Origin of the sequence: Oribacterium sp. KHPX15, assembly GCF_900107835.1 — a bacterium.
GTDB lineage: Bacteria > Bacillota > Clostridia > Lachnospirales > Lachnospiraceae > Oribacterium.
The window spans coordinates 1-14,059 of sequence record NZ_FNRG01000032.1 but is presented as its reverse complement, the minus strand read 5'-3'; the positions used below and the strand labels follow the sequence as shown (position 1 = coordinate 14,059).

The window sequence follows — 14,059 nt, the reverse complement described above, 5'->3', positions numbered from 1 at the left end:
TAAATTAAGGAGGAAATATGACAGATTCTTTTTTAACAGATATCAACTTTAATACTAAGAAACTAAATATTAAACTTAATGATCTTCAAATCGATCAGTTATATAAGTTCTATGTGATGTTAGTTGAAAAAAATAAAGTAATGAATCTTACTGCAATTACAGAAGAACATGATGTAGTTGTAAAACATTTTATAGATTCTATGAGTATCTTCAATTTAAAGATTGATGGTAAGGTTGTAGATTATAATTTTTTTGACAATAAATCAATGATAGATGTAGGTACCGGAGCTGGTTTTCCGGGACTTGTACTAAAAATAGTATTTCCTGAATTAAAAATCGTTTTATCTGACTCTTTAAATAAAAGGTTAAAATTTTTAGATGAAGTAATTAATACACTTGATTTAAAGGATATTAATCTAGTTCATGGAAGAGCTGAGGATTTGGCACATAATGATATTTATAGAGAAAAATTTGATTTTTCAACTTCCAGGGCAGTGGCTAATTTATCTACTCTGTCTGAATATGATCTGCCGTTTGTAAAGAAAAATGGATATTTTATATCCTATAAATCCGGTAAAATTGATGAGGAACTTAAATTAGCAGCTAAAGCAATTAGAATTCTGGGTGGAGAAATAGATGGTATAAACTCATTTAAATTAACAGATGATGTTACAGACAGGTCTATTATAGTAATAAAGAAAGTTTCCAAAACTCCAAAGAACTATCCAAGAAAAGCAGGAGTTCCATCTAAAGATCCTTTATAAAATAAATCTCTGTAGTTAATTCTACAGAGATTTTTATATTTCAGGTAGTGACCACGTGTCGTACGCTGTTATAAGTTTTGTCGGATGAAAAAAGATCAGTTACGTGGCACACAAAAGCATTCTCTATTTGTGTTAAATCATCCTCTATTCGTGTGAAAAAATTCTTCTATTCGTGTTAAAACTCTCTTCTATGTAGGTTTAAACTGTATTCTATTAGGGTGATTGCCCTAGAAATAATTGAAAATGTTTAAGAATCTGTGTATCAATCCCCGTTATTTATGTATATTGAATCTGTATTGTATTTAGTTAAAAAATCAAAGTCTGTATGATAATACAATTTGACACTACTTAGATGTTGAAGTAAAATATCGGTACTAAACATATATCTTAAATTTACTTTTCTGATGTTTCACGTGAAACATTCTATATAAAAAATCAATTAAAAGAATATAAATCAAATATAAAATCATCAATTATTTAACTCAAATTATATATAATTACATGAAATATCATTAAAGAAATAAAATAACAGGTAGGGAGAGTTATGGGTAGAATAATCGCAATTACAAATCAGAAGGGCGGAGTAGGAAAAACCACAACCGCTATTAACTTAGCAGCATCACTTGCTGAAGCAAATCAAAAGATATTACTACTGGACTTTGATCCACAGGGAAATGCTACAAGTGGATTCGGCATTGAGTTAGATGAAGCTGAAAATACAATATATAGTGTATTAACAGATGAATGCTCAATGGATGAAGCAATACTGGTTGATGTAATAGACAATTTGGATCTGATACCATCAGATATGAACCTGGCTGCAGCAGATATAGAGTTTGTTTCACAGGAAGATAAAAATTTGATTCTTAAAAATCTTCTTACACCATATAAAAATAAGTATGATTACATTATCATAGATTGCCCTCCAAGCTTAGGAACTATTACAGTAAATGCTTTAACAGCAGCTAATTCAGTAATAATTCCTATACAATGTGAGTATTACGCACTGGAAGGATTAAATCAGGTATTAAATACAATTAGCATCGTACAGCAGGGATTAAATAAGGATCTCGTTGTCGAAGGAATTGTATTCACAATGTATGACGGAAGAAATAAGTTATCACAGCAGGTCGTTGAGACTGTACAAGAAAACTATAATGGAAATATATATGAAACGTTAATCCCAAGAAATGTGCGATTAGCAGAGGCACCAAGTCATGGATTACCGATTACATTGTATGAATCATCCTCTACAGGAGCCGACAGTTACAGAAAACTTGCAGCGGAAGTAATGAGTAAGGGAGACGAAATATATGGCTAAACAGGAAAGAGGTCTTGGAAAAGGTCTGAATGCGATATTTGGAAATACACAGTTAAATACAGAAAAAAAACACAAGACATACAAAACAGTAGCAGAAACAGTAGCGGAAAAAAATGAAAGAGAAAAAACAGATACTGTAACTTCTGAAATAGATGAAAATATAGATACTATAACTCAAGAAATGGATGAAAAACCGGATACTGTAATTTCAGAAATAAATGCTAAAACAGATATCGTAACTCCGGAATCAAATGAAAAAGAAGATATCATTGTAGAGGAAATAGATTTTTCTGAAGAAAACACTAGTGATTATCAGAATGAAAATTCGATAAATGAGAACAATGAAAATATCGGTGCATTCTCAATTAAACTGAGCAGAATACAGCCTGATAAGAATCAGCCAAGAAAGTATTTTGACGAAGAAAAGCTTAAGGAATTGGCTGACAATATAAAAGAATATGGTGTCATCGAGCCAATTGTAGTAAAAGAAAACGGCGCTTTTTATGAGATAATTACAGGTGAAAGAAGATGGAGAGCGGCCAGGATGGCTGGTCTCAAAGAAATCCCGGTAGTAATTAAGAATGTTGATGATAGAACCAGCAGAGAAATGTCTATCATTGAAAATATTCAGAGAGAAGACCTGAATCCGGTTGAAGAAGCATTAGCATACCAGTCACTGATAGAAGATTTCAACCTTACACAGGAAGAGGTTGCAAAAAAAGTATCTAAGAACAGATCTACCATAACTAACAGTCTGAGATTGCTGAAGCTTGATGAAGATATTCTTGAAATGCTCAGAGATGGAAGGATAACACAAGGACATGCACGTGCATTACTTGTAATAGACGATCGTGAACTGAGAAAGAAGATTGCGGATAAATGTGCAGCTGAAAATCTTTCAGTTAGAGAGATAGAAAGACTTGTTAAGCTTGATAAGCTATCTAAAGAAAATAAGAGTAGGAATGAATCTCCGGAAGCAGAAGAACTTAAGAGATTAAAGATATTATATAAAGACCTTGAGAAGAAGATGAAAGCAAAACTTGGAACTAAGGTAAATATCGTTCCAAAAAATAAGGATAAGGGCAAATTGGAAATTGAATATTATTCTCAGGATGAATTGGACAGACTTTATATGATTTTAAATTCATCAAGAGAAGATTGATTAATGAGAGAAAAGTTTGAAAGTAAACTTTCAGGCAATATTGGTGGGTCAGATATAAATCTTTAATAAGTGGAAATGTGTCTGACTCATGGAGGTTAAAATGTTTGATTTGAATATAGTTCTTATCGCAATAGCAGCGGGGGGACTCTTTGTAGGTATTCTGGCTTTGATTATTGCGGTAAGAGCCAATGTTAAGTACACAAAGCTGTATAAACAATATGATTACTTCATGAGGGGAAAGGATGCGGAAACATTAGAAGATTATTTTGTAGAATTACAGCGACATGTTGAAAACCTGGAAATTGAAGACCAGAAGAATAAGGAAGTAATGCGTATTCTCAATAAAAATATAAGAGCATCATTTCAGAAATTCGGTCTGATAAAATATAATGCATTTGGCGGTTTAGGCGGAAATATGTCTTTTGCAGTGGCATTGCTGGATTATACAAATACAGGATTTGTAATTAACTCAGTACATTCAAGGGAAGGTTGTTTTTTATATATAAAGGATGTAGACGCAGGTACAACTGAAGTGGAGTTAGGATCCGAGGAAAAACTGGCGCTTGAACAGGCATTAGGATATAGAGAGAAACAACAGTGAAGAAACATACTATAAATTTAATAAAAAGAACATTATTTATGAGCGGCATATTCATTGCTGCTCTTCTTGTTTATTTCTTTATTTCATTCAAATCTATGGAACATGCTATAGAAGTCTATAGCACACTTGATGAATCAAAACTTCCGGTTTTGTATGTAGAAACTAATGGATACATTATCAATCCAATGCATGCATATATTCAAGATATGGGAAATAAAGCAGTAAGAGATATGATTACAATACTTCCTGAAGACAGACAGCTTAAGCTTAATATTTGGGAATATGATCATACAGCAATTTCTGCTAAATACGAGATAAGATCATTGAATCTGGAACAATTAATAGAAAAAGGTGACATTAAAAGCATAGATAAAGATGGTAATAATACCAGTATCATTGTTCCCATTCAGAACCTTATTAAAAAGGATCAGCAATATTTGCTGAAGGTAATTCTGGATACAGGTGAGAAAACATTAAACTACTATACAAGAATACTGTGGACGGATAAAGATCATACCAAAGAGTTAGAAGACATAGCTATTGGATTTACACTATGTACATTTGATAAGAATGAAGCAAAGAATCTTTCAACATACCTTGAATCAAACAACATAGCTGACAATAATACTCTTGCTCATATAGATTTACATAATAGTTTTAACCAGATAACCTGGAGTGACACAGATATGAAATTATCCGGTCAGTATTATGTAACATTAAAAGAATATGATGGGTTAATGTCGGAAATCCAGATACAATATGAATCTGAAATGGAAGATGAGGGAGAAAAAACAGTATTTGATAATGAAGATAATTATGTTCTAAGATATGATCCTAGCAGAATATATATAATGGATTTTGATCGAAAGACTCATGAAGTATATAACAAAAAATCAGATTCTGCCAAAAACAAGAAGCTCATACTTGGTATAGGGAATGATGAGGATATTTCAGTTGTAACATCAGAGAATAAGGATTATATAGCATTTAAATCAAATAAAGATTTATGGATATATGAACAGGGAAAGAATCCAAAAGCTACTGAAATATTTACTCTAAGAACAAATGACAGTCTTAGGCAAAATTACGATAAACATGATATAAAAATACTATCTATGGAAGAAAACGGAAATGTAAATTTTCTCTTATATGGATACATTAACAGAGGACAACATGAAGGAAAAACGGGAATAGTCTATTACACCTATGATTATGCTAAAGAAACAGTTATTGAAAACTTCATTATACCTTTAGCTGAGTCTTATGAGGTTATCAAGAATAATGTCAACCGATTGGCATATCTTACAAAGGATAAAAGACTATATATGTATTACAAGGGAAATATCTTTGGTATAGATACAAATAGTTTTGAAGTATTTATGGTTGAATCGGGACTGAATGATATAGAATTTGCAAGTTCAGAAAGTCAGCGTTATGTAGCATACCAGGATCCAAAGGAAGAAGATATATACCATTCCAGGAAGATAACACATATTGATCTGGAAAATAATATAAAGATCGATATATTAAAAAATGATTCATACATCAGGGTTTTAGGATTCAATCAGGATGATCTGATATATGGAGAAATTGATGAGGGAAATGCAGAGAGTTTTACTTATGACAGTGATATTCCGGTAAGCGCTATACATATTACAGATGCTGAAACAAATGAGAAGACGGAATATAAAAAAGAGGGTCTTTATTTCACCAATATATTTGTAGATGGAATCAGAATAAAATTTGATGAAATTGAAAATAGTGTAAACGGAAACTATAGATTCGTAAAAAGTGAAACCATTATCTCGAATAAGAATACAAATGAAGAATCAGAAGTATTGGGAACGACAAATTCAGGCAAGTATGGAAAAGTAAAATATATCGAAATAAATGATATAGGAGCTAAAGAGGTAAAATATCAGACGGCGAAAAACTATTCAATAGAAAGGGCCTCAAATATAGAGTTGAATATATCAGAGGCCTCAGAAAAAAACCACGTTTTCTATGCATACTCTTTGGGACATTACAGAGGTAAGGAAAGAACTTTAAGAGACGCTTATCGAAAAGTCCATGATGATTATGGATATGTAATAAATGAGGACGGAGATATTATCTGGAACAGGGCAGATAAGAGCGCTATAGTAAAGATTAATAAGGCAAGTGATAAAATAACGGAAATCTCACAGTTGCTTGCAAATGCAAACGTAAAAGAGGCCATACAGAAAATTGATGAGTATACAGTTCTTAATGCAACAGGAATGGATATGATTTCAGCCCTGTATTATCTGAATAAGGGTTATCCGCTAATTGCTTATAAAAATGATGAAATAAATTATATTACAGCTTATGATCAGCGGAATATAACTTTGACGGATATTAATGGAAACTCTCAAACTGTAATGGGAAGGGACGATGCTGAAAAGTTATTTGAATCCAACAGAAATCGATTTATAGCAATATTGCCATGAAATTAAACATCAATAAAAATGGGTCTCCTAAAATTATCATTGTTAAATAGTGTTTACGCATGAAAAAAACATCTATGAATTGTTAAAGTACACAATTCATAGATGTTTTTTATTATTTGTAAGATAAAAGAAGATTTGAAAGTGTGGCAAACTGCTCCAGCGATAAAGCTTCACCCCTTAGGGTTTCGCTTAAACCCATTTCATTTAATGCTCTGATCGTCAGGTCTTTAGAGATATCAGAACCGGAAAGCAAAGAATTTTGTAATGTTTTACGACGCTGACCAAAAGCAGATTTAATCAAAGAAAACATAAATGCTTCATCTCTTGTTTCAACCGGTGGAACCGTATGCTTGGTCAGAAGGATTACAGCAGACCCCACATTAGGCCTTGGAATAAAACAGTTAGGTGGAACAAGCTGCACAATGGAAGGAGCGGAATAGTACTGAACGGCCAAAGATAAAGCACCGTAATCTTTTGTACCGGGACCGGATTGCATTCGATCTGCAACTTCCTTCTGAACCATCACAGTTATGGACCGGAGAGGAGCCTTACTTTCAAAAAGACCCATTATGATTGGAGTTGTAATGTAATATGGCAGGTTTGCAACTACCTTTATGGGATTTCCATTATTATAGGTCGAGATGAGATCATTAAGATCCAGCTTTAACACATCAGAATGGATTATAGTGACATTGTTATAGTCCTTTAATGTCTCATTTAGTATTGGAATAAGATTTGAATCGATTTCTACTGCGATTACATGACCTGCCGCTTCAGCAAGGGCCTGAGTCATGGTTCCGATACCCGGACCGATTTCCAGAACGCAATCATCTTTTGTTATGTCAGAACTGGTAATGATTTTAGAAAGAACATTCTCATCAATCAGGAAATTCTGACCAAATTTTTTTTGAAATTTAAAATCATTGCTTTGAATGATTTTAATTGTCTCCTGGGGATTGATTAGTTTATTCATATTATCCTTTACGTGTACTATATTTTAGTTTCTTAAATCCTTCAGCTGCACTGACAAATGATTCCTGTGCAGCGATTATTTTATCACTTATGGTTAAAACGTATCCAAGCCTGGAGGTAGGGATAGAAGTAGCTAAAGGAAACATATGACTCCAAATAGCTTTTTTCTCTAAATCAGAAAGGAGAAAACCTTCATTTTCAGAATTTATAACGGCATCCTCCGGATGATAAAAGCAATACCATCGACCGTTATGAACATGCTTATCATCCTTATGATAGTCCACAAGACAGAAATCATGAAGAAGTCCAACTTTTGCGGCACTATCAGAATCAACACCTACCAGCCTTGCAAGTCTGCTTGAAAGAAAAGCTACTCTTACTGAATGATCAAATGTATTGGTGCATCCATGACGTGGAACCTGTCTAAGCTTGTCGTATTTGTTATTGTGGGTAATATAATTATGTTTTTCGGCAAACATATATTCTTTAAAAGATAAATTCATAATATCATACCGGTTTACATAAGGATCATGCAAAATAATAAAAAGCTAAGTATTTACATGAACATATATTCTGATAATAATTTCGGAACTATATGTTCAAGTCAAAATATAGAGTATGAAAAATATTAAATCAACTGTATTAATAAAAAATTTACACAAACGTGGATTAAAGCACATACATTTAAGGAAAATGAAACAGATAATGGTACGTTAATTAAAAAAAACGACTTTTAAGGATGATTATTTAGAAAAAATGTACATTGATGCAATAAATAAATAAAATTAAACTTAAAGAATATATATGAGAAAGGATTTTTAATTAGTAGGGGAGGCAAATAAAGATAACACATTAAAGCAGCGTGTTACCTATATTTGATTATGGAAAAATTTTACAAAAACCACAAAAATCTGGTAACGGATGTGGAAACTATTTTGGCAGTGATCCTGGTATTTCTGTCAATGCTTTTGATGTTCAGTGTTAAATGGCTTATGGCCACATGGTCGGAGCTTACTGTAGACGAGATCATTTATCATATGGTTGCTCCGCTTCAGGGAACAAGTACTGCGATGCTGAATGAATACATATTACATTGCACAGTACCAGCAGCTCTGGTTTCCCTGTTTTTTATCGGAATATTCTTTGTTTTCAGAAAAAACAGAAAATATGGATACGCGCTGATTTTTGCATTTACAGGAGCTCTGTTCACAACAGGATTTACAGTGTTGAACGCCTGGGATGACCTTAAACTCGGCAATTATCTAGCATCACAATTTAAGAAGTCAGAATTCATAGATGATAATTATGTTGATCCGAATACTGTTAGATTAGGATTTCCGGAAAAGAAAAGAAACCTTATATACATCTATCTGGAATCTACGGAAATAACCTTTGCTGACAGTAAACATGGTGGAGCATTTAAGGAAAACACTATTCCCGAACTGACCAGGATAGCTGTGGATAATGAGGATTTTTCAGGAGACGAAACTCTAAACGGAGGCTATTCCATGCCCGGATCAACCTGGACTATGGGAGCCATGTTTGCACAGACTTCCGGATTGCCATTAAAAATATCCATAGATAAAAATGCCATGGACACCCAGAAAACATTTTTTCCAGGGATTATAACCCTTGGAGATATCCTGGATAAAGAAGGTTACAAACAGGAACTGCTTCTTGGCTCTGTAGGCTACTTTGGAGGCAGAAAGCTATATTTTCAAAGCCATGGAAACTATGAGATAAAAGATTTCAGTTACTGGAAAAAGCAGAATAAATTTCCGAAAGATTACTGGGTTAACTGGGGATTTGAAGACAAAAAGCTTTATGAGTATGCAAAGGAAGAGCTTACGAAGCTCTCAAAAACCGGAGATCCTTTTAATGTGACATTACTTACAGTTGATACACATTTTCCGGATGGTTATGTTTGCGAAATATGCCCGGACAATTTTGATGACCAGTATTCAAATGTCTATAACTGTGCATCAAAGCAGGTGGAAAGTTTTCTTAACTGGTGTAAAACCCAGGACTGGTATGAAAATACAACAATAGTTATAACCGGTGACCATCCCACCATGGATCACGATTTCTGTAATGAGGTAGACAAGGAATACGTCCGGAAGGTATACACTGCATTTATAAATGCTCCAAAAGAACCCGAAATAAAAGCAAAGAGAGACTATACCACCTTTGATGATTTTCCAACTACTTTGGGTGCATTAGGTGTGGAAATAGAAGGGGACAGATTAGGACTTGGAACGAATCTCTTCTCTGATAAGGAAACCCTGTCGGAAAAATATGGCAGGGAATATGAAAAAGAAGAGCTGGAAAAGAAATCAGATCTGATGATAAAGCTTGGTCAAATAGATAAAGGTGCGGCCATTGAATCAAAGGAAGCGAAAGAGCTCAAAGAGAAAGAAAAAGCTGCAAAAGAGTCGGAGGCAGAAAACAAATAGAAATTTCATCAAGAAAAGTCAGACGGTATTGTCTGACTTTTCTTGATTTTATAGGTCATGACCACGTGCTGCTTCAAGCTTTGAGATAGAAAAACTATCAAGCACGTGGAACACAAACCCACCCGGTATGCGGGTGGGTTTGTGGTTTTTGTAATTAATTGTGTGTTGTAAGAGCCATTAGAGATTGTTCTGCCTGATGAAAATCTAAGCCTATAGCACTTTTAGACGATTTAGATTAATGAAAAGATGAGTACTTTCAGATGGATCAAGCCGGATGATTACGGTTATAGTTTATGATGTAGTCCACCGCATCAGCCAGACCATCATCAAAGATAGAAGGACAGATATAGTCAGCAACAGCTTTACATTCGTCCTTGGCATTACCCATGGCAATTCCTATGTGACAATGCTCCAGCATGCCGATATCATTCCATCCGTCTCCCACAGCGGCTGCTTCATCTAAAGAAAAATTATAATGACGAAGGATCGAATCGATGCCGGAAACTTTGGTTATTCCCTTCTTAGTCAGATCGAAACTAAGTCCGTCGGACCATCTTACCATCTCACATCCGGTAAGATGGTCCTTCATTTTTATGGAATTATCGTAATCCATTACAGGAATCAGCATAAAAACAGGATTATCACCGGCACGGGAAAAATCCACAACCGGCGGAGTACCGCTTTTAATCTCATATAAGGTCTTCATAAGCTCATCAGAGATGAAATTGGCATAGATGGAACGCTCTTCTTCAACAAGGCAGGAAAAATGGTTTTTGCTGCAATAATCAAAGACAATCTGAACCTGATCCTTTGGAATTTCTATCTTCTGAACGCAGGTTCCGTTCAGAGGATCAAAATAGCAGAAAGGTTCGGTGACATCGGAAAGATTAAATACATATTCCTCTGTGTGATGTGAATGTTCATCCAGTGATATAGCCTTGTCAACAATTTCCTTATCAAGAACATAGCAATATTCCCCATCCAGGGTAACAAATGCATCAAAGCGCATTCCTTTTATGAGATTTTCATTCTTTAATTCCATCCAGTGACGGCCTGTGGCAATGGCAGTAATGATGCCAGCCTCATTGGCCCTTTTGATGGCAGCTATGGTTGTTTCAGGTATATTGCCTGTTTCAAAAGGTCTCAGAGTACCGTCGATATCAAAAAATATAATCTTGATCATATTAGGTGTATTCCTGTATGTGTATTAGTACGTAATACGTAAACTATATGTGAAACATAATAATACGTATTAAACATATTCAATATTAGCATGAAAACAGCTGTTATGGATCGACATTTTACAACAGAAACTTATATGAAATATTGTACCGCGATTTTTACCCTCTATAAGAATCTTGTTAAGTACTGGATCACCTTTAATGAGATAAATATGCTTCTCCATATGTCCTTTATGGGAGCGGGAATCTTCTTTAAAGAGGGTGAAGATAGACAGACTGTTCTGTACAATGCCGCACACCATGAACTTTTGGCAAGTGCCAAACCGGTTAAGCTTGCACATGAGATGATTCCGGGGGGTAAAATCGGATGCATGCTGGCAGCCGGTCAGTTCTATCCATACAGCCCGAATCCTGAGGATATCTGGGACGGTTTCCAGAAGGACAGAGACAACTACTTCTTCATAGATGTACAGGCGAGAGGAAGTTATCCGGTATGGGCTTGGAAGAGAATGGAAGAAGCCGGGAGACGTGGTAAGAGCCGGAGAGCCTGTTATCAAGGTTGACATGGATGAGGTAAAGAGCGCCGGATGTTCACTGCAGACCTTTACAGTTATAACAGAGGTAAATGATGACGATAAGATAACTTTCATGACAAGCGGAAATGTAAAGAGCGGTCAGAAGGTTAATGCATAATTAAAACTACCCTGTTGCAGACCAGAGCTTATTATCCATAAGAGGATAAAAATAATACAGAAAAAAATGAAATAAAACGATGAAGAGGGCAAAAACTGTATCAAACGGAATTTGCCCTCTTTTGTTTATATGGCAAAATTTAACAGTAAAAATTTTTTTCGTAATAAAAATATATAAAAACAGACTAAAACGTCATTTTTTAAATATAGATTGAAAAAATTTATCAGATTATAATATTTATAAACAGTAAATTAATTTTTACCCCATTAAGAAGCTGCTCGATCAAGGGAGGGTGAGGTGCACAGCTATGAAGTTATACAAGAGAAAGAATTATCTGCAGAAAATCAGGGGCTATTATCAGGACAAAAAAATGATAAAAATTCTTACCGGTATAAGGGGCAGCGGCAAATCATGTATCATGGAGATGATCATGAATGAGCTCCGTTGGAGGGGAAATTCAACCGCTAACCTCATTCATATCGATTTGGATGCAAAAGAGTTTAAAAATGTGAAAAATGTAGAAAAACTCCGCGGGGTCATCAATGAAAGATTAATTAAGTCAAGGGAGGGCATAATATATCTTTTTATTGATGAGATTCAGATGGTGGAGGGATTCGAAGAACTGCTCTTTTCTCTTTATCAGGAAGACAGATGCTCAATATTCCTTTCTGCTTCCAGCTCGTATATCCTGAGTGAGGATTTTGAGTCAAAGTTCAGGGACAGCTTCAAGGTATTTGAAATTTTACCCTTGTCCTATTCTGAGTACGAAGGAATGAAGGACTTTATGAATCTTAAGATAGAAGAAAACCCTATCCTTGAATTCTCACGTTATGTTCATGACGGCGGTATGCCTAAAATTCTTCAGTGCTCCGATTTACAGGAAAAAAGAAAATATCTAACGGGAATTCTTGAAGAAATATTCAAAAAAGATATAGCAAAGATGGAAAAAATCCGACATGTGTCATATTTCAAGACAGTGCAGGATTATATCATTGATACCTTCGGCGAAAGCATCAGCATGACCAAACTTACGGACTATTTCAGAAATGAGGCAGAGATTCCTGTAAAGCGTGAAACCCTGGAAAGATATCTGGAGATCATGGAGAAGGCCAAACTGGTTTATCGCTGCAACAGGTTTGATATCAAGACCGAGAAAGAGCTTCAGGGTGATCAGAAATATTATCTGACAGATATGGGCTTTTACTTTGTAAAAAAGACAGATTCAAAGATTGATTACAGCCTGATCATGAAAAATGTTATCTTCATGTATCTTAAGTCAAAGGATTACAACATCTCCACAGGACGAATCGGAAAGAGGGAGTGTGATTTTGTTCTTTCTGAGATAGTTGATTTTGACGAAGAGCAGCAGGACGATATGTCTATGAAAGATCTCAGTACAGCTTCGTCAGGTTCCGGTAAAGGTGGAAGGAACAAGGTTATCGCTCAGGTTGTTACTAAAAACAGTATTACCGAGAGGCTTAGAGCGGTCAAGGAAAAAGCTGATGCAAGGGCAAGAGAGCGCGCCATGGCTGCGGTAAGCCGAAGGACATTTGTTACCAGGGATAGAGCAGATGAGTTTAGAACATCAACAGAATTAGCTGAACCGGGTTCCCTGGCAGACGTTCTTGAGCAATATTTAAATGCTAATTATGGAGAAGTAAGTGAGAAGAAGGATAAGCTTGAAACTGTTGAAAGGTTTGAGGTTGATGACAAAGCCTTTGAAAATGCCATGGAGGCAGACAGCTATAGGTCTTCTGATGAGGAGATAAACGGCTACAATACTTCAGATGTGGTGATGACAGATAGTTATAATTTTTCTGATGAGATGGTGACAGAAGATGATCAGGTATCTTCTTATCAGGAAAAAGAACGGGATGTGAAGGTAAGTTATCGTTATATCAAGTTTGCTATCTCAACAGCAGATCCATATATGGAGCGTCAGGAGTATGCTGCGCTTGACAGTATAAAAGATAATTATCCGAAGTACATGCTTACTATGGATTCGGTGACGCAGGAACATAACGGTACAGTTCATCTCAATGCCATTGAAGCCTTAAAAAATGAGTATAAATTCTGATAGCGGGGAATTAGAATAGTAGTGTGAAAGATAGTAGAGGACAGCCATAAACTGGCGCACTTAAACAAGCTATCCAAAGAATAGCGTTTAGCAATAATATTGATTATTTAGAATAATGTCATGAAGCTATCGGGGATTCTTTTAGTATTCCTTCGGCAATTAAGAGTTTCATGGCTTGTTTGATAGCCTTTTCCTTCTGTTTTTCTTTGAGAGGTTCTGGCATATCAATTTTGTAAAGATCGGTTGGATTCCATACTTCGCCTGTAGACAGCATTTGATAGGCAGCTGTAAGGATCATCCTGGCGATCGCAATGATAGCACGTTTCTTACCACGGCGTTTCATTATGCTTTCATATTTGAATTTGTA

The 14,059-nt window shown here is 35.2% G+C and carries 12 protein-coding genes and 1 pseudogene; 9 read left to right on the top strand and 4 right to left on the bottom strand.

Annotation, left to right across the window (positions count from 1 at the left end; translation table 11 throughout):
* Positions 1–17: 17 nt before the first annotated feature.
* The 5 genes from rsmG to BLV86_RS14765 all read left to right on the top strand — a co-directional run bounded on the left by rsmG (position 18) and on the right by BLV86_RS14765 (position 6,316).
* On the top strand, positions 18–764 hold the full coding sequence (gene rsmG / locus BLV86_RS14785) for a 16S rRNA (guanine(527)-N(7))-methyltransferase RsmG (protein WP_090819027.1): 747 nt from the start codon (positions 18–20) through the stop codon (positions 762–764).
* 544 nt (positions 765–1,308) lie between these two features.
* Entirely contained in the window at positions 1,309–2,085 is a 777-nt protein-coding gene (locus BLV86_RS14780) for a ParA family protein (RefSeq protein WP_031554682.1), read from the top strand.
* On the top strand, positions 2,078–3,247 hold the full coding sequence (locus tag BLV86_RS14775; RefSeq protein ID WP_242873329.1) for a ParB/RepB/Spo0J family partition protein: 1,170 nt from the start codon (positions 2,078–2,080) through the stop codon (positions 3,245–3,247). The genes BLV86_RS14780 and BLV86_RS14775 overlap by 8 nt, the downstream gene beginning before the upstream one ends.
* 100 nt (positions 3,248–3,347) lie before the next feature.
* Positions 3,348–3,848 carry a DUF4446 family protein gene (locus BLV86_RS14770; RefSeq protein WP_090819024.1) on the top strand — a complete coding sequence of 167 codons (501 nt, stop codon included), beginning with the start codon at positions 3,348–3,350 and terminating at the stop codon, positions 3,846–3,848.
* Positions 3,845–6,316, top strand: coding sequence for a hypothetical protein (locus BLV86_RS14765; protein ID WP_090819021.1), 2,472 nt, complete (start codon positions 3,845–3,847; stop codon positions 6,314–6,316). The genes BLV86_RS14770 and BLV86_RS14765 overlap by 4 nt, the downstream gene beginning before the upstream one ends.
* Before the next feature lie 112 nt (positions 6,317–6,428).
* On the opposite strand, the gene rsmA is transcribed toward BLV86_RS14765, so the two are convergent.
* Positions 6,429–7,289 carry a 16S rRNA (adenine(1518)-N(6)/adenine(1519)-N(6))-dimethyltransferase RsmA gene (gene rsmA / locus BLV86_RS14760; RefSeq protein ID WP_090819019.1) on the bottom strand — a complete coding sequence of 287 codons (861 nt, stop codon included), beginning with the start codon at positions 7,287–7,289 and terminating at the stop codon, positions 6,429–6,431.
* Position 7,290: 1 nt separating this feature from the next.
* On the bottom strand, positions 7,291–7,791 hold the full coding sequence (locus BLV86_RS14755) for an HD domain-containing protein (RefSeq protein WP_090819017.1): 501 nt from the start codon (positions 7,789–7,791) through the stop codon (positions 7,291–7,293).
* A gap of 420 nt (positions 7,792–8,211) precedes the next feature.
* Between BLV86_RS14755 and BLV86_RS14750 the strand changes: the two genes are divergently transcribed.
* Entirely contained in the window at positions 8,212–9,741 is a 1,530-nt protein-coding gene (locus BLV86_RS14750; protein ID WP_242873328.1) for a sulfatase-like hydrolase/transferase, read from the top strand.
* Between the two features lie 265 nt (positions 9,742–10,006).
* Here BLV86_RS14750 and BLV86_RS14745 read toward each other — a convergent pair whose 3' ends face one another.
* A complete protein-coding gene (locus BLV86_RS14745; RefSeq protein WP_090819010.1) occupies positions 10,007–10,924 on the bottom strand; it encodes an HAD hydrolase family protein in 918 nt (305 codons plus the stop codon).
* A 105-nt stretch (positions 10,925–11,029) separates the two neighbouring features.
* On the opposite strand from BLV86_RS14745, the gene BLV86_RS14740 reads away from it, so the two are divergent.
* The 3 genes from BLV86_RS14740 (at position 11,030) to BLV86_RS14735 (ending at position 13,692) form a co-directional block, all read left to right on the top strand.
* A complete protein-coding gene (locus BLV86_RS14740) occupies positions 11,030–11,485 on the top strand; it encodes a family 1 glycosylhydrolase (RefSeq protein WP_330386248.1) in 456 nt (151 codons plus the stop codon).
* Positions 11,451–11,615, top strand: a complete 165-nt coding sequence (locus tag BLV86_RS17635; RefSeq protein ID WP_175456580.1) for a hypothetical protein — start codon at positions 11,451–11,453, stop codon at positions 11,613–11,615. Before BLV86_RS14740 ends, BLV86_RS17635 begins: the two co-directional genes overlap by 35 nt.
* Before the next feature lie 307 nt (positions 11,616–11,922).
* Positions 11,923–13,692, top strand: coding sequence for an ATP-binding protein (locus BLV86_RS14735; protein WP_090819004.1), 1,770 nt, complete (start codon positions 11,923–11,925; stop codon positions 13,690–13,692).
* Between the two features lie 118 nt (positions 13,693–13,810).
* Here BLV86_RS14735 and BLV86_RS14730 read toward each other — a convergent pair.
* Positions 13,811–14,059: pseudogene (locus BLV86_RS14730) on the bottom strand (IS110 family transposase); the annotation flags it as partial.